General features: G+C 68.4%; 16 protein-coding genes and 2 pseudogenes. 7 read left to right on the forward strand and 11 right to left on the reverse strand.

Annotated features, from left to right (window positions below):
• Positions 1–51: 51 nt before the first annotated feature.
• The gene (locus OG507_RS39610) at positions 52–909 is read right to left on the reverse strand and encodes a nucleotidyl transferase AbiEii/AbiGii toxin family protein (protein ID WP_327372269.1); all 858 of its coding nucleotides are present in this window, start codon (positions 907–909) and stop codon (positions 52–54) included.
• Between the two features lie 100 nt (positions 910–1,009).
• On the reverse strand, positions 1,010–2,113 hold the full coding sequence (locus OG507_RS39615) for a type IV toxin-antitoxin system AbiEi family antitoxin domain-containing protein (RefSeq protein WP_327372270.1): 1,104 nt from the start codon (positions 2,111–2,113) through the stop codon (positions 1,010–1,012).
• A gap of 221 nt (positions 2,114–2,334) precedes the next feature.
• On the opposite strand from OG507_RS39615, the gene OG507_RS39620 reads away from it, so the two are divergent.
• Both OG507_RS39620 and OG507_RS39625 read left to right on the forward strand, forming a co-directional pair.
• Positions 2,335–2,679 (forward strand): hypothetical protein, encoded by a 345-nt coding sequence (locus OG507_RS39620; protein ID WP_327372271.1) that lies wholly within the window; start codon positions 2,335–2,337, stop codon positions 2,677–2,679.
• 2 nt (positions 2,680–2,681) lie between these two features.
• Positions 2,682–2,996, forward strand: coding sequence for a DUF6233 domain-containing protein (locus tag OG507_RS39625; protein WP_327372272.1), 315 nt, complete (start codon positions 2,682–2,684; stop codon positions 2,994–2,996).
• Positions 2,997–3,198: 202 nt separating this feature from the next.
• Here OG507_RS39625 and OG507_RS39630 read toward each other — a convergent pair.
• The 3 genes and pseudogenes from OG507_RS39630 to OG507_RS39640 all read right to left on the reverse strand — a co-directional run.
• A pseudogene (locus OG507_RS39630) lies at positions 3,199–3,381 on the reverse strand (IS630 family transposase); the annotation flags it as partial.
• Positions 3,382–3,671: 290 nt separating this feature from the next.
• The gene (locus OG507_RS39635) at positions 3,672–5,906 is read right to left on the reverse strand and encodes a tetratricopeptide repeat protein (RefSeq protein ID WP_327372273.1); all 2,235 of its coding nucleotides are present in this window, start codon (positions 5,904–5,906) and stop codon (positions 3,672–3,674) included.
• A 143-nt stretch (positions 5,907–6,049) separates the two neighbouring features.
• The gene (locus tag OG507_RS39640) at positions 6,050–6,523 is read right to left on the reverse strand and encodes a hypothetical protein (protein WP_327372274.1); all 474 of its coding nucleotides are present in this window, start codon (positions 6,521–6,523) and stop codon (positions 6,050–6,052) included.
• 479 nt (positions 6,524–7,002) lie between these two features.
• Between OG507_RS39640 and OG507_RS39650 the strand changes: the two genes are divergently transcribed.
• Together OG507_RS39650 and OG507_RS39655 are read left to right on the forward strand one after the other, a co-directional pair.
• Complete coding sequence (locus tag OG507_RS39650; protein WP_327372373.1) at positions 7,003–7,503, forward strand: hypothetical protein; 501 nt, start codon at positions 7,003–7,005, stop codon at positions 7,501–7,503.
• Positions 7,504–7,601: 98 nt separating this feature from the next.
• Positions 7,602–8,882, forward strand: coding sequence for an endonuclease domain-containing protein (locus OG507_RS39655; protein WP_327372275.1), 1,281 nt, complete (start codon positions 7,602–7,604; stop codon positions 8,880–8,882).
• A gap of 180 nt (positions 8,883–9,062) precedes the next feature.
• Here the strand turns inward: OG507_RS39655 and OG507_RS39660 are convergent, their stop codons facing one another.
• On the reverse strand, positions 9,063–9,938 hold the full coding sequence (locus tag OG507_RS39660; protein WP_327372276.1) for a carbon-nitrogen hydrolase family protein: 876 nt from the start codon (positions 9,936–9,938) through the stop codon (positions 9,063–9,065).
• Positions 9,939–10,242: 304 nt separating this feature from the next.
• Between OG507_RS39660 and OG507_RS39665 the strand changes: the two genes are divergently transcribed.
• Positions 10,243–10,890, forward strand: a complete 648-nt coding sequence (locus OG507_RS39665) for a hypothetical protein (protein WP_327372277.1) — start codon at positions 10,243–10,245, stop codon at positions 10,888–10,890.
• A 15-nt stretch (positions 10,891–10,905) separates the two neighbouring features.
• On the opposite strand, the gene OG507_RS39670 is transcribed toward OG507_RS39665, so the two are convergent.
• The 3 genes and pseudogenes from OG507_RS39670 to OG507_RS39680 all read right to left on the reverse strand — a co-directional run.
• On the reverse strand, positions 10,906–11,829 hold the full coding sequence (locus OG507_RS39670) for a hypothetical protein (RefSeq protein ID WP_327372278.1): 924 nt from the start codon (positions 11,827–11,829) through the stop codon (positions 10,906–10,908).
• A gap of 167 nt (positions 11,830–11,996) precedes the next feature.
• Complete coding sequence (locus tag OG507_RS39675) at positions 11,997–12,173, reverse strand: hypothetical protein (protein ID WP_327372279.1); 177 nt, start codon at positions 12,171–12,173, stop codon at positions 11,997–11,999.
• Between the two features lie 209 nt (positions 12,174–12,382).
• Positions 12,383–12,523, reverse strand: a pseudogene (locus OG507_RS39680) (IS630 family transposase); the annotation flags it as partial.
• A gap of 162 nt (positions 12,524–12,685) precedes the next feature.
• On the opposite strand from OG507_RS39680, the gene OG507_RS39685 reads away from it, so the two are divergent.
• Positions 12,686–13,930 (forward strand): serine/threonine-protein kinase, encoded by a 1,245-nt coding sequence (locus OG507_RS39685; RefSeq protein WP_327372280.1) that lies wholly within the window; start codon positions 12,686–12,688, stop codon positions 13,928–13,930.
• Positions 13,923–14,267: a hypothetical protein gene (locus OG507_RS39690; RefSeq protein ID WP_266846845.1), complete on the forward strand. Its 345-nt coding sequence runs from the start codon at positions 13,923–13,925 to the stop codon at positions 14,265–14,267. The genes OG507_RS39685 and OG507_RS39690 overlap by 8 nt, the downstream gene beginning before the upstream one ends.
• 457 nt (positions 14,268–14,724) lie before the next feature.
• On the opposite strand, the gene OG507_RS39695 is transcribed toward OG507_RS39690, so the two are convergent.
• Positions 14,725–15,246 carry a hypothetical protein gene (locus tag OG507_RS39695; protein WP_327372281.1) on the reverse strand — a complete coding sequence of 174 codons (522 nt, stop codon included), beginning with the start codon at positions 15,244–15,246 and terminating at the stop codon, positions 14,725–14,727.
• Between the two features lie 145 nt (positions 15,247–15,391).
• Positions 15,392–15,709 (reverse strand): hypothetical protein, encoded by a 318-nt coding sequence (locus OG507_RS39700; RefSeq protein WP_327372282.1) that lies wholly within the window; start codon positions 15,707–15,709, stop codon positions 15,392–15,394.
• Between the last annotated feature and the right edge of the window lie 4 nt (positions 15,710–15,713).

Consider the following 15,713-nt stretch of genomic DNA (forward strand, 5'->3'; position numbering starts at 1 on the left):
GCCGGAGCACTCGTTGCCCTGGTCGTCGCCTACCGCTGTTGAGAGCGGGCTCTACAGCCAGGCCTCGCTATTGGGATTCCAAGTGCCCTGAGCAGTGCCGCTCAGAAGAGGGTTGACGAAAACGGATGCGACCTCGGCCGCTTCGGGAAAGGTCGCACAGCCGTTCAGTCCCACTACCAACTTGGCCTGTCCTGGGTAGCCCTCGTGCCAGTCAGGTCCGGGGGTCTGGAAGGCATCGGGCAGGGCCAGGTGTGTGCCGCTGGCGCGGCGTCGTTCGGCCTCGCGGTCCAGCGCCCGGAGCGCGGCTTGACCTGGGACAGCTTCTTGCTGGCTGATGAGGAGAAGGTCCGCAAGGTCGCGGTAGCGGCTGGATCCGTGCTGGCCGTTGTCACCGTGCCGTTCGTACATGGCGCAGATCTTGTCGGCGACGTGGTCGACGACCGGATACAGGCGGACCTCGGGCCAGTCGACGGGCCATTCCAGATCGACAGCGGACTTGAGGGTGCGGACCTCGGGGTCGCCGGTGAGCGGGCGTCCGACGACGAGGTCGACCTTGATGGTCGCTACCTCGGCGGTACCGAGGTACACCTTGAAGTATTGAGCTCCGCCCCGCCCCTCTTCGGTGGCGTCGGTGTACTTGGTGGGTGCGTAGCGAAGGAAGTCGTTGAGGTCGAAGGTGGCAGCGTCGATGACCAGCTGCCGGACTTCGTCAGCGGTGAGGTCAAGGGCGGTGCTCTGGAGGTCGATGTCCTGGCTGAGGCGGGCCGCACCTCGATAGCGGACGAGGAGGGCCTGGCCGCCCTTGATGAGCCAGCCGCCCGGGTCCTTGCTGAAGACGCGGGCGGCAAGCCGGTTGAAGTAGAAGATCTTCATGAGGTCGCCCACGCTCATGCCCGTCTGCTTGGACATCTTTCGTGCCGACTGATTCAGAGCAGCTCTGAAGGCCGTAGCACTGGCGTAGGTTTTCCCCAAGTGGACTGCCCCCAGAAGTCAGTTGGAACAACTGATCCTACGCGGAGTCCTGTTTGCCGCTCATGCCTTTTTGAACATCTTCGGAAGCGCCCTGAGCTGGTTGGTCTGGCGGGCTCTCTCGGGCTGCACGATCGTTCGACGCACGTGCCTGCTCGATTGCCTGGCGAACCCTAGCGGCCGCGGCATTGGGGGCGTTCAGCCGCTCGATGGCGCGCCAGGAAGACGGCTGGGGCGCCGCGATCTGCTCACGGATCCGCCGCAGAGCCTCCTCCAGGCCAGCATTCGGCACCACCACCTGCTCACGGATCCGCCGCAGAGCCTCCTCCAGGCCAGCATTCGGCACCACCACCTGCTCATGGAGGACCCGCTGAACGGCCTGCCGAATCGCCTGGTCGGCAGTTAGATCCGGTCCGGCGGCGCTCTGGGCCATCAGCTCGATGGCGGTGGTGAACCCTTCCTCGCTGGCTCTGGCGACTTCCTGGGATCGCAGGCGTGCGCCGGCCTGGCTGACCAGGTGCTCGATGAGTTCGCCGCCTGTAGCCCGGGTGGGGAGGCCATAGGCGCGGGTGAAAGGCCGGACAGCTTCCTGCAGGTCTTCGATCGCGACGAGGTCGAGACGTTCCGCGTCGGCGATGACGCCGCCGACGTGACCGCCGTCAGTCTTGCTACGGAGCAGATCGAGGATGGTGCGCCGGGCGGTGGTGACCGGCAGCCCCTGAACGAGCGTGATGTCGGCCGACTCTAGCTGCGCTGTACGCAGGCGGACAAAGGGGTCAGTGGTCGTGCGGCGTCGGGGCACGCTGATCTCGGCCTTCGGGGCCGGGATATCTCCCAGACCGTGCAGCTGGCATGCGGAGGCATGGGAAACGACACCGGAATCCTCACCTCCCAGAGATCGTTCCGAGGCGAAGACAGCGGGTTGCAGGCGCAGCCAGGCCACCTTGATCTCAAGGTGCGGGGGGAATCCGGCCGCTTGCAGGAGGTAGACACCCCTGCCGACGTTCTCGAGCAGTCCGGCCTCGGCCAGACGCAGGAGCTGTACGGCATTCAGACCGATCCGCTTCGCCTGGGCAGCGGTGATCAGACCCCATTGGTCCGCAGCGTATTCGGCGATGCGCCTGAGCTGCTCCCCACGATCCATGCAGCCATAGTTACACAATCATTCGCATCTTTGGCAGAGTTAGTTACGCCTTGATGTAACTAACTCTGCATGTCGCACTCGGTTCCCTGTAACTATCTCTGCAAGATCTCATCGGAGCCGGAAGCCCACCGCTTCCGCTCCGCCCCGGCCTGCCGGGCGCGCCACGCCGGAAACAAGGCGGCCGCTCGCATCCCATATTCGAACAGACGTAGCATTCCCGTGTGTCCACGTACGACTTTCCCCAGGATCTGCGCGATGCCCAGCTCGCGCTGCACGAGACCCGCGCCGCATACGAGCAGTACGCCGCCACGCTCCCGTGGTCGGCTGCGCCGATGCCCGGGTGGGAGGCCGACAAGCAGCTCCACAGCACCTACCGGTCCGGGAAGCCGGACAGCCCCGGCTACTCCGCCGAACAGGCCGCGGAGGTGGCCCGGTATCAGGCGGAGCTGCTCCGGCTGAGCACCGTGGTGTCGACGCACCCATACTGGTCGACGCTCGACAGTGGTGTGGTGACGGCGCGAATGACACTCAAGCACGCCCACGAAGCCGGGGACGAGGCAGCTTAGCCGTGTCCGGCTCCATATCCGACCTGGACAAGAACCGGGCCTTGGCTGAATGGCTGGAGTACTCGCTGCGCCAGACCCGCAATCGGATCCGGGAGCTGGAGATCCAGGAGCAGCAGGAGCAGCGTCGCCGGGAGCGGGCGGAGCAGTCCTGGAAGATCCAGCCGAAGCGGACCGGTGACACGGCGGTGCTGCACCGCGGCGGGTGCACCCTGTGCGCGGACATGGGGTTCATCAACCGCGAAGAAGCGATCATCGCCCTGGCCGAGCCGGACATCGAGGCCTGCCAGATCTGCAACCCCCAGACCGGCCTGACGTAGGACGGCCATACGGACTGCTCCGGATGCCTGTCCCAGCTCGTTGTGCTCCAGGAACTCCAGTGTCGCTGAGAGATCGATGTCCGGCAGGCGTGTGAGGTGGGCTCGGGCAGCGTCGAGGTGGTCACGGGTCTGATTCCAGCTGGCCTGCAGAGCCTTGCGATCACCGGTCATGGCGCCAGTGTTGCCGGTGCCCTGATCGAGGTCACGCGACTTTCGTTGGTCGTCCGCCCCAGCGCAGGCGCTTCTCGCTGCGAATGCGAGCACGCTCCTTCCGCTGGGCGGCGAGGACGTCGGGGTGCCGGGCATTCCTGTTGCGCCAGCGAAGGTAGGCGTGCAGAGCCCGGGTCTGGACGATGTGGTTGCGGCGGTGGGAGTTGGCCACGGTGACCGGATGCATCCTGCTTCGGTGAGTGCGTGGATCTGCCGATCGAGCAGTTGCCCCTTGGTGGACACGCGTGCGTATCCCACAAGGCCGCCGGTCCGTACGGCCGGAACGGGGGCGAGGAGATCGGCGGTGTCGTCATCCTGGGGTGGCTGCACCCGCCAGACCGTACAGAAAACGGTGCTCCTCAAGTTCTTGAGCACATCGACTTTCTAACACCGTTTTATGGGCATGATCCGGTACCGATCCGGCCGCGCGCCGCCGGTTATCGATTTTGCTCATCAATCGGTCGATTAATCAACAGTCGAGTGTCCCGCCGTTTCCTGCCATCCGGTGAGCTGCTCGCGCGTGGTCAGGGTGTCGGGGTGGACTTGGCCTAGCACCCGCACCATGTCCGGCAGCAGCTCGGCGTAGGCGGCCGCGGCACCGGCCGCATCCCCCGACTCACCCCGCCAGTAGGCCAGGTGGCTGCGGGTGGTCAGAGTGTCGGGGTGGACTTGGCCCAGCACCCGCACCATGTCCGGCAGCAGCTCGGCGTAGGCGGCCGCGGCACCGGCCGCATCCCCCGACTCACCCCGCCAGTAGGCCAGGCTGTACCGGGTGTTAAGGGTATCGGGGTGGTCTGGGCCCAGCACCCGGACGTGGTCGGCCAGCAGCTGTTCGAATGCGTTGGCGGCGCCGGCCGCATCCCCCGACTCACCCCGCCATCGGGCGAGGGTGTACCGGGTGTTCAGGGTGTGGGGGTGGTCTGGGCCCTGTACCCGCAGGTAGTCCTCCAGCAGCCCCTCGAGGGCAGCCGTGGCGCCGGCCGCATCCCCCGACTCACCCCGCCACTGGGCGAGATGCATCCGGGCGGTGAGGGTGTGAGGGTGGTCCGGGCCCAGCACCCGGACCCGGTCGGCGAGCAGCTGTTCGAATGCGGCGGCGGCCCCGGCTGCATCCCCCGACACTCCCCGCCACCAGAAGAGGAGGTTCCGGGTTTCGCGGGTGTCGGGGTGGTCCGGGCCCTGCACCCGCAGCCGGTCGATCACCAACTGCTCAAGGGCAGCGACGGCCCCGGCCGCATCCCCCGACTCACCCCGCCATCGGGCGAGGCTGTCCCGGGCGGTAAGGGTACCGGGATGGTCCGGGCCGAGGCGTTGGCCAGCGGTGTCGGCGAGGTTTTGGTAGTGGTCGGCGGCTGCGGTGACCTGGCCGCTCTTGCCGAGGCTTAGACCGGTGCGGAAGAGCACGGGGTGGGCGTCGGTCAGGTACAAGGCGTGATCGGCGTGACGGGTGAGGGCTTGTGCGTTGGCGCGCAGGACCTGTGCGAGGTTGGTGTCGCGTTCGATTTCGGGCCAGGCAGCCATGAGGGCGTCGGCGGCGGTGCGAGCGTACTGGTCTCGCTGATCGAGGGGGAGGGTGTCGCGGGTAGCGCGCTGGATGAGCTGGTGGACGCGTGCGGCCTGGTGGGGGGCGTTGGGGGTGTGGTCGATGAGGCTGAGCCGGTCCAGGGCACGCAGCGTGCGCACCGCGTCCCGGCGGGAGACGGGGGCCCGGTCCTCGGCGGGGCGCTGGCTGGTTGCGGTGCGGTGCGCGGCGAGGTGCGCGCGGGCCACCTCGCTGGTCAGCACCTCCTCGGGAATGCCGTTGGCATCGAGCAGGGCGGTCAGCTGGAGCATGGGTCGGGCCAGTCCTGCGGGGGGCAGCCGGTCGGCGCGGTCGAGGGACAGGGACCAGGCGGCGGCGAGGGAGTGGGCCTGCTCGTCGGGCAGCGCGTCGGGCGCGAGGTCGGCGAGTGTGGTGGCGCGGTCGGCCAGCAGGTCGCGGTAGGCGGCCACGGTCTCGCCGGAGTCGATGAGGTGGGCGGCGGCCTGGGCCAACGCCAGGGCCAGGTGGCCGAGATCGGCGGCCAGGGCGGTGAGCTGGCCGGCGGGCTCGACTCGGCCGTGGGCGGCCAGGGACGTGGTGAGGTAGGCGGCCGCTTCGGCCTCGGTGAACAGGCCGACCTCGACCAGGCGGCGGCCTTCCCCGGTCAGGGCGGCGTCGCGGCGGCGGGTGGTGACCAGGGTCCGGCCGTACGGGCTGGCAGGCGGCCACAGGCTGTACCGATTGTCGGGGTCGTCGGAGTTGACGACCAGGTCGTCGGGGTCGGCGACGTCGTCCAGGACGATCAGCCACCGGCACGGCCGCTGCCCGACCTTCGGGGTCAGCCAGGCCAGGAAGGAGCGGGCCGCCTGTTCCGGATCGTCGGGGTCGGCCCGGCACAGCTCGATGCCGGCCTGCGCGTATCCGGCCACCACCGGGGAGCGGGCACTGGCGGTGACCCAGACCAGGACGTCCAGGCCGCCGGCGTCCCAGGCGGTGTGGGCGTAGTCCGCGGCGAGCTGGGTCTTGCCCACCCCACCCATCCCGGCCAGCACCTGGCGCAGGACTGCGGCGCCTCCGTCGTCGACCGCCGCCCGCAGCCGGTCCGCCTCAACCCGGTGCTGGAAGGACTGCGCCCGGGAGGGGAGGACGCCAACCTGGTGCGGCCACTCCGCGGGCACGCGCGGGGCAGCATGCCGATGCTGGTGGATTCCCCCGGTGACTGTGCCGGCGGCGATGCCGCCGCCGGTCGCGGTGATGCCCCCGGTGCCGTCGCCGACGGGGTGGTGCGGGACTTCGGGTGGGCTTGCGGTGGCCGGTCCGCTCAGCCCTGGGGCGGAGCCGGCATGGGAGGGGTGCCGATCTGCGCCCCTCCGTGGATCACACCAGCCGCGATCGAGCCCTGCTCGGCATGGATGTCTACCGTGGTCGCGGCCAGCCCGCCCGGTCCGGCGGCCACACCGCCCTGCGGGGAGTGCTGTGCGAGCAGGCTGCGCAGTTGCTCGGCCGCACCCTCCCGCTCGGCACCGTCCAGGCTTTCCAGCAACGTCTCGATGCGGGTCTGCCAGACGCCCTCCTGCCGACTGCGTGCCTGCTCCTCCTCCGCTGGGTCGGTGGCCTGCACGGCGGCCGCGATCTGGTCCAGGCGCTCCAGCTCGGCCTGCTCACGCCGCGCATCGCCCCGGCCGAACCAGCGCGCCACCGCCTGCCGCAGCCCCCTCCATGCGTCCGTCCCCGCCGCTCCCACCAGCGCCGTGCCACCGGACGCGGCCAGCGCGATCAATGCCTGGTCGAGCATCCCGACCTCCCCCTCATCGCGGTGTTGATGGGGACGGTAGCGCCGCATGCGGGCCCGACGCACCCGTCTCGCCGAAACCCACTTCCAGCCCAGGCCAGTTCCAGGCATCCATCGGCGTGCCGGTGGTGGTGTGGCCGGTGGCGTACAGGCCCAGGACGTCGTGCCTCAGTCCCGTGCACCGGGTCCTGGTGCGCCGAGGCCTCAACCGACTGCGGGACCTCGATCCGCCCACGGGCGAGCAGATGTGCGAGGTCATCCGCTACGAACACGACCGGGTCGGCGACCTGGTCCACGTCAACATCAAGATCCTCCCGCAGCAGCTGACGTTCGAAGACGCCGTGGAACCAACGTCCGGAAACACCACAACCAGGGGCCAGGACGCCCCTCGGCGCCGATGGCGTGTGAGGTCTGCGACAGCGGTCACCCGAGCAGGGAAATCCGGCCTCCTCCGGGCGGGCCGCCGGTGCACAATGCCCGGCATGACCTATGTGAGCCCGTTCGGCGACATGGACACGGACCACGAGTGGCCCGACGCGCTGTGTCTGTCCCGCACGCACTGCGCGAACGCGTCCGAGGAGACGATCGGCGAGTTCTACGAAGGCGCCATCGCGTTGATTGACGCGGGGGTCCCGCAACCGGCCTTCTTCCTCGCCCGGCAGCTGGCCGAGCTTTCACTGAAGGCGTTCGTCGGGCCAGGACAGAAGGACGGCCACGACCTCGGCAAGCTGTTGAAGCGGCTGCAGGAGAGCGGCGATGACCTATCCGCCGGGGACGACGACCGGCACCTGGTCGTCGAGTTCATCCGGGACCTGTACGCCCGCGACCCGAGGGGCGACCAGGGGCGCTACGCGACCACCAAGGGCGGGGATCTCTCTCTGGCCGCGGTGTGCTGCGCGAACCCCGAGCTGTTCCGCCAGCACGTCGACCGCCTCTTCCTCTACACACAGCACCGAATCAGCCGGGTCGGCCAGAGCGCCTGAAGCGTCGGCTTACCCGTATCCGGACGGCCGTACGGCGATCCGTGCACGTGTGCGGGGGCTGAGTCGGTGTTGTCAGAGCCCGCTGTCACTATCCGGGCATGGCCCAGATCAGCCCCAGGCTCGCCCGCACGTACTTCGCGGAGATCTCCGCCGGATCCGCCGTCCCACTCGATCTGGACGACCTCGTGAGTATGGTGCGGCTGCGCCAGCACGGCCACGTCGTCCTCGGCGACATCGCGGTCCGCTGCTACAAGTACAAGTCGAGGTGGACCTACGACGAACGCGACATCCGCCGCGCCGCCCAAGTGTTCGCCGACTTCCGCCTGGACCCTGACGACGTAGTCGAGGTCCAGGTACCGCCCTACCGCGAGCGCGACGACCAGGACCCGGAGGAACGGGGCCGGGCCGACTGGCGGGAGCGGATCGCCTCCTGGATGTACTGGCACGCCCGGCACAAGCACCAGCTGGAACGGCCGTACGAAGAGCGGGACGACAGCTGGCAGCGCATCGGCGTCGGCGGGATGCCGGGTGAACTGACCTGGGAGGAGTTCATTGCAGCGTCCAGTGGGAGCCGGCGGAGCATCGGCAACACCAGGCCGCTGGAGCTGATGACCCGCTCGGACAGCGGCCTCTTCCTGCCGAGGACCTACGCCGACCTTCTCGCCCGCTGGGAACAGGTGACAGAGGAGCTCGTAGGCCGGGCCCGGATCTGTAGCCGCTGCCGCGCCCAGGGTCCCCGGTGGGGCGCTTGGCGCACACCGAGCCCGCTCGGCTACGTCACCCTGTGCCCGCCCTGCTCGGGATCCACGTTCCAGCGGTACACCGGTCACCTGCGCGGCGTGCTCTACGAGTCGGCCCGCACGCGCAGCACCCGCGCCGACGGCTATCTGTGCCGCATGTGCGCGGAGAGCCGGGCGTCGGTCTGGGATCACTGCCACGATCACGGATACGTGCGCGGCCCGTTGTGCGGCAGCTGCAACACCTACGAGGGGAAGAGCTCCGCGCACTCCTTCCTGCGGGACAAGGAGGGTTCCGCGCTGCACCTGCTGGAGTGCCGCGGCTGCCTGGAGCGGCGCACCCTGCCCGCCCGGTACCACGCCGCCCTCGCCCGGATGCATGTGGAGGCGACCGAGCGCCACGTCATCCGCTCCCGCCGCTGCAGGCGTGAGCCGTGGGTCGAGGACGTCGAACGCGGCCACGGCGCGTACCGCTTCGAGCTGTCCTGCTGGTGGCACGACGCAGGATGGACGAAGACGGTCACGATGGTGGAGGCCGCGATGCTTGTGCGGGAGTTCGTCGACCAGGCGCTCGCGACCGCGCAGTCGAACGCCGTGGTGCCGGCCCCGCGTGCGGCATCGGACACGCCGTCCCCTGCGTGACAGCGGGAAACGAAGCGAGCCCGGACCGATGGTCCGTGTGACTCAGCATGCTTGTTGTCGTCAACAGCACCACGCGATCTGCGGTTTCTCGGTCGTGTCAGCACCGTAGCTGTCGCTGAATCAGCGGGATACCTGACGGCTGCGGTGCTCGATCACGCATAGCCTTTTGAACCAGCGGTCTCAGAAGGTTGTGCTGGTGTCGCTGCGGGGGTCGCCAACCGGGATCTGCTCATCGTAGAGACTGGCTCGGGCCAAGCGGCGCCACGGGCGGGCGTAGCGAAGGGCCATGTTGATGTCCTCGTCCTTCGAGTCGAGGTCGATGTTCGCGATCGCCAGGGCGGAACGTCCGTCCGGAAGACAGCGCGCCAGCCACCGCCCACCGGGTGCCACGATCCCGGACGGCACTGTGGCGCTGAACTGCGACGGGACGGAGTAGCCAAGCCAGTAGTTGTAGAGCGTCCCGTACGCCTGGGCGACGACTGCCCGGGGCGCGTCGTCCACCATCACCGATAGCAAGACGCAATCGACGTCCAGGCGCTCGTACTCGGCGAACACCTCCGGGAAATTGGCCTCGATGCACAGTGCGAAGCCGAACCGGATGCCGTCCACCTCGACGACAAGCGGCTGTTGCCCCGGGGAGTACAGGAAGGAGACCTCGGTGTGCGAGAGAAATCGCTTGTCATACCGTGCGACCAGCTGGCCGTGGTCGGAGACGACGTAGAGGCTGTTGTGCGGCCGGTTGGGCTGTGTGAGCGGGTGGATCGATCCGAACACCGTCCACAGGCCGAGTTCCCCGGCGAGCGCGGTGATCGACTCCGCTTCCTCGCGCAGGACGTCCCACGCGGCACGACTCCAGTCGGCCGGGACCAGAGCACCGGCCGGCCCGGCCGCCACCACGTGCTTGCTGGGATAAGTGATTGCCCCTTCCGGGAACTGCACCAGCCGCGCACCCGCCCCGGCGGCCTCGACCATCAGGGCCCGGATCTCCAGCCCGGCCGCCCGCAGCGCTCCCCGGTCGGTGGGATCCTCCGGCACCGTGCTTTGTGCGACTGCCATCCGCAACGTTCTCGCCACGCCGTGGACGGTACGGCTTGCCCAGATACAAGACCAGTGCCTTGCCGGACCTAGGCCGGATAGGAGTGGTCATCTGTCCGACGATGTATCAGGAAGCCATTACGACGAGGAGGAGGCGGCAGAAGCCATCGAGGTTGGCCGCACACCACTGCGCACGCCTTCCGCTACGTAACGCCTGGTGCACATGTAGCAGCGCGGCGAGCTGGCTGACCGTCTACCGCAGATATTGCGCCCCCCTATGAGATAGGAGGGCCGGGCATGTTGACCATCCAGCAGACTGGCGTCCATGGACTGGCTCTCACCCGTTTCGGGACTCGTCGGCGCCCTGGTCGGTGCGGCGGCCTCATACTTCGGCACACACAAGGCACAGGCCAAGGCACTGGAGGACGCCAAGCAGGCCCGCCTAGAGGCCAAGCAGGACGCCGCCGTGGCCGCGCTCGCCGACACGTTCGGCCAGCTCCAGCGGCACGTACGACATGTACCCCAGGCCCGAGAACGCGGCTTGGACCGCGAGCAGTTGGAACAACTCGCAGCCGTCCGGCAGGCATGGGACCAGGAGCTGGACGACATCATCGGTCCGGCGCGCATCGCCGTTGAGGCAATCCGCAACGAGGACCTACGCGCCCTGCTGCACGAGGCCATGGAGTTGCTGGACGCGTGGCAGTCCGGGCTTGAGTACGCCTACTACGGGCGGTCTCGGTCCTGGGTGCTGAGCGGCGTGATCAGCCACGCCGTGGCCTGCGTGGGCGCGTGGCAGCGGGAGGAGCGACTACCGGAACCGAGCTTCGCTTTCAAGGAAGCCCGATCCTCCTTGGAACTGAAGCGCGAGGAGTGGCAGCACGCCGACGAGGCCGAAGAGGAGTATCGCCGGGAGCAGCGTGTCCAGCGTGAGGCAGCGCGGGCTGAGCCGCCGTCAACGCCCCCGCAGTCCTAGTAGTCCTGCGGGGTCCTAAGCCGTGATCGGAATCCCGGCGACCCGACCCCAGACCAGCAGCAAGCGATTGGCGGCAGGTCCTGCGTTCCCGTTCGGCCACCCGAAATGGGCGTAGAGACGGCTCAGCATCCCAACCACAGCTATGGGTACTCCAGCAAGGTTCTGTGCCGTCTGCTGCGGCGTGGCTTCGATTGTCCCGAAGGCATCGCCGTGTGTGTGGTCAAGGAGTGCGCCGCGATGGGTGAAGAACTGCATCATGCCGTGTTCCCGGCCGTGACCGACGGCGCTCATCGTCTGGTACGAGAAGGCGCCCAGGCCGTTTCCCTGACCGACGAGAGCTTCAACCAGATCAGTTGCGCCTACCGGCTTCGTGGCCTCGGGCCCGGCTATGAAAGGGGCACGCTTCCTGTCCCTGAGGTTCCGCAGGGTCAGGCCGTGGCGGCGGGCAGAGTCGACGACGCTCTTGATCTGGGAATCGAGGTGGTCGAGGGCTACCTGAGCCTCGGCGAAGCCCTCTCCCCGCACTATTTCGACAAGGCGCTGCCTTTCCCACAGCGCCACCAGGCGGTCGCTCTGTTGGCGCCGAATGCGTTCGAGAGGCGATACGCCGGGTTCAAGCAGGTAGTAGCACCGGGCGGCGATTTCGATCGTGCTGCGCGCTACTGATGAGGGCCCGTAGACGGAGACAGGGTTCTGTGTGCGCAGCAGGATGGCCAGGCCCGCTAGATGATCCATGGCCAGGTTGGCTAGGTGCGCTCCCGTGATGTTGGCGTTGCGCGATGGTTTTGCGGCCCAATCATCGGTGTACGGCTCGCTTGCTACCTCCAGGGCCGCGGGGGAGCCGGGGAGGAAGCCGTGGTGGGTAGCGAAGTCGTGCGCGAACGGCTCGTGCACCGCGAGAAGGGCGGTGGCCAAGTCGTCCCATGGATCGGAAGACATGACGGCAAGGTACGCGGACCTGGCAGCCGGAACGTACCGATTTAGCGTGCCTGCTTCACGCCGTCGAAGCTGATCAATGAAGTTGGTGCCGCCGCTGGTGGCCGCTCGAAAGGTGACGGCCCGTCCCCGTGGATCGGCACGGACCGTCTCGTGGGCGAGTAAGCGGATCAGGTGTTGGCGAGGAGTTTGTATCTGGTGGCGTGGATCTCCATGCGGACGGCGTCGACTCCGTACACACTGAACTCGGAACGGACTTCCGCCGCGTCGCGATCCTCGATGAACTTCCACGTCAGGGCGTCGACTTCGAGGACGGCCCAGTCCAGAGCTGCGAGGTCTGCCGCCATGCCGGCCGAGCCGTTCCCGCGCTCGGAGGCGTCGGTGTCCCACAGGGCGCTGGAGGGGGGCCGGTGTCGGAGGCGAGCCGCGCGCGTGCAGCGGTAGCCGCCGACGGCCCCGGCAACGTCCCGGCCACCGCCGGGAGGGGTCCACGGCGACCCATCTGCGGCATCGCGCCGACTTACGGCTGCCGCACGATCCGACGCCGATGTTCCTCAACCCCCATGCCCTGCGCGGATAACAGCACCATCTGGGCCCGCCGCCAAATCACCACCGAACCGGTGCCTCTGCGGATTATCCGTAGCAACCGCCGGCCCTCGTCGTCCTCAATCTCCCGGACCTTCACACGTTCAGCCACCTGATCATTCTGGCCGTCCTTTTCCGGACTAAGAGAACGATCAAGGTGGGCCCCTTCCATTCAGTCCAGCAAGCCGTGACACTCCCTGCTGCGTTCTCGGCTAGAAGGCTGAGGGGCTTTCTATGGCGGGGCGGTGGGTACGGGGGAGGCATGGAGCAAGGGATGGGGCGGCCAGGTTGGGTGCTCGGCGGGCGGTATCGCGTCGGGAACCAGCTGGGGCACGGCGGGTACGGGCGGGTGTGGGAGGCGTACGACGAGGTCCTGAGCCGCCGGGTGGCAGTCAAGGCAGTGGGGCCGACGGACCCGGGGGCGGTGCTTGCGGAGCGGTTCGCGCGTGAGGTCGCCCGGCTGGACCATCCGAACCTCGTCACCGTGTACGAACTCGTGGAGGCGGACGGAGTGGTGTGGTCTGTCATGCCGTTCGTCTCCGGTCCGTCGCTCGCCGAGTACCTGGCCGAGAACGGCCGGATGTCCGGCGAGCGGGTGCGGGAGGTGGCGAAGGCGCTGCTTGACGCGCTGGCCGCGCTGCACGAGGCCGGAGTCGTCCACGGGGATGTGCGGCCCGCCAACGTCCTTATGGCCGAGGGGGGATGGATGCTGTTGCCGGGCGTCGACGCCATGGCGCGGGACGACGACTCCGACACCATCGAGCACGACGGGTGGATCGTCGCCACCGCGGACTACATCGCCCCTGAGCGGCTGCACGGCGCCCCCCAGGCGCCGAGCAACGACCTGTTCTCCCTGGGGGCGATACTCCACGAGCTCGTCACGGGACGTCCGCCGTTCCAGCGGGGTGACGTCTGGGGAACCTTGGCGGCGGTGGCGCGCGAGGAGCCGCCACCCCTCGGTCACATCGGCGAACTCGGGCGGCTCATCGATGGGCTGCTGGACAAGGACCCTGAGCGACGACTGACGGCGGCCCAGGCTCGGCGGGTACTCGACTGGGCGCAGGAAGAGGCGTACGCGGTGTCCACACCGAGTATGGCGACGCCCTGGTCGGCGCGTAGGAACACGGTCGGCCTCGCGAGTTTGCTGCTGTTGCCCCTCTTGATGCTTGCAGCAGTGCTGGTCTGGACAGCGCCGCGGGCCCACGTTGCCGCGGGCAACGTGTCAGACCTCTTCGTCTCCCTGCTGCCCTGGGCGCTGTTCACCCTCGGTCTCTGTGTGCTCGCCGTACAGGTGCGGGCAGCACTGACGCGACATCGCGCACGAGTGAAGGAGCCGGTGCCCGTGTGGCGGTGCTACGCGCGGTCGCTCGCACCGCCCGCACGGTGGACCGACGAAGAGCGGGCCCGGCGCCGCGCCGCCGCCGAACAAGCCGTAAACGAGGCGCTGTTGACGGTCGACCGGCGGGTGGCGTCCGCGTCGCCGGGCCCGGGTGAGGGCAGGGGGACGACCGATGTCTGACCAGGACACACCGCCCGCCGACACGCCTGCCTGGATGATGCCGTCCTTTCCCGAGGCCGACGAGGCGCGGAAGTGGCAGGAGATCGACCCGAGCCACCTCGCTTGGCGGCGGGACCTCGTGGAGCGCCAACTGCACCGGGAGCGCCTCGACCAGTGGGTGGGGTACGGCTTCCGGCTACTTGAGCACGTGATCGTGGTGGGGTTTGGTGTGGCCTTCGTCTGGCTGGGGTTCTACGCCGTGGACCACAAGGTGTCGGCGCAGGTCGTGCCCATGATCGGTGGGGGCGTGGCGGGGCTCGCGGGAGCAGTGCTTGCGGTGCGAAACCGGCGTGAGTGAGCCGTCGCCTTGGGACGCCCTGCATTCGGTCAGGGCTGCTCCGGCCGGGGCCCGGATTCTCCCGTTCCTGGTTGAGGTGGGGGTGCGGAGTCGGTGAAGACGGGCATGCCGAGGTCGACCAGCTGGGGGCGTCCGTCAGCGGGGGTGTTCTTGAGGCTGTTGAGCTTGGCCATCGCGGCGTCGAAGCTGACCTGGAGACCCTCGACTTCTCCGAGCCAGCCGTTGCCGCGGGCCTCGCGGATGCGGTCGCGGAGGTTCTGGATGATCTCGATGATGCGGCCACGCTGGCGGGGGTCGATCTGGAGGACCGGGCAGCGGATGCAGGCTTATCCGAACCAGTCCAGCTCGACGCTGAGCTCGTCCGCGAAGTGCGTTCGCGACGGAAAGTAGTCGTGAAGAAGCCGGGCGACAGGCCGTCCCGGGCGTGTCGCGCTCCGGGATGGGCCGTTACGCGGGCCTAATGGGAGAACACGTAGGTTCGGACGGGGTCGAGGTGCAGTTCGTAGGGCCCGAAGCAGTCCGCCGCGAGCGTCGCGACGGCGGCGCCGTAGGGACAGGCTCGGTTGAGTCCTTCGTTGCCGGTCGGCCCGCAGCAGCCGATGCCGTTCTCCCAGTTGGGCAGCGGTTGAAGGTCGGGGGCGTCCTCCGGGTGCATCAGCACCGTGCCCGGGACGCCCGCCGAGACAACGAAGCCCTCCTCACGGCAGACCAGCGGCCCTCGGGTCTGAGCCGGCTTCGGGTCCTCCTGATCGTCCTGCACGACGTAGGGAGGCCCCCAGGGCTCGGGATCGATCGCGTAGCGGCCCCGCGGAAGGGTGGAGGGGGCCCGGCGTGTCTCTTTGTCCCGGTCGTGTTCGTCGTCGGAGACGTTGGGGACGGCGGCCAGCTCGGCCAGCTCCGGCGTGATCGCGGTGCCGCACTTGGAACAGAGAAAGACGGTCATCCCCTCGTTGTAGTCCTCGGGACTGCTGCTTCGCACCTTCGTTTGGCTGCTCGGAGTCGATGCGCGCGACAACGCTGCGGAAATCGGGCATGCCGAGGTAGGCAGTGGTGTGCCGCGCGGCGACGTCGCGCATCGGGGGAGCTTCTGTTTGGCGGCGACCAGCACCTCGCATCACTCGACGCTACTGGGCCTTGGCGTTCCCGGATTCGGTTGCAAGCGCGGCCATCTCGCGCAGGCGCTCGTAGTACTCGACCGCACCGCCCTCATCGCTGATCGATGGCACGACCTTCTCCAGAGCCGCGAGGCACCGGAGCAAGATGCTGCGGCGCCGCTCATCAAGGGGGCCGGACAGGGACGAGGAGACACAGCCGGCGATGTCCGCGTCCAGCATCACCATGTCTTCGCCCTCGATGTCCTGGCCGCGTAGGTGCGGCGGGAACGTCGCGCGCTTGTGCTCGTCCCACAGCCGTGAGAGCAGGTCCAGTTCCGGTTCGCTCATGTTC

Source organism: Streptomyces sp. NBC_01217 (assembly GCF_035994185.1).
Taxonomy (GTDB): domain Bacteria; phylum Actinomycetota; class Actinomycetes; order Streptomycetales; family Streptomycetaceae; genus Streptomyces.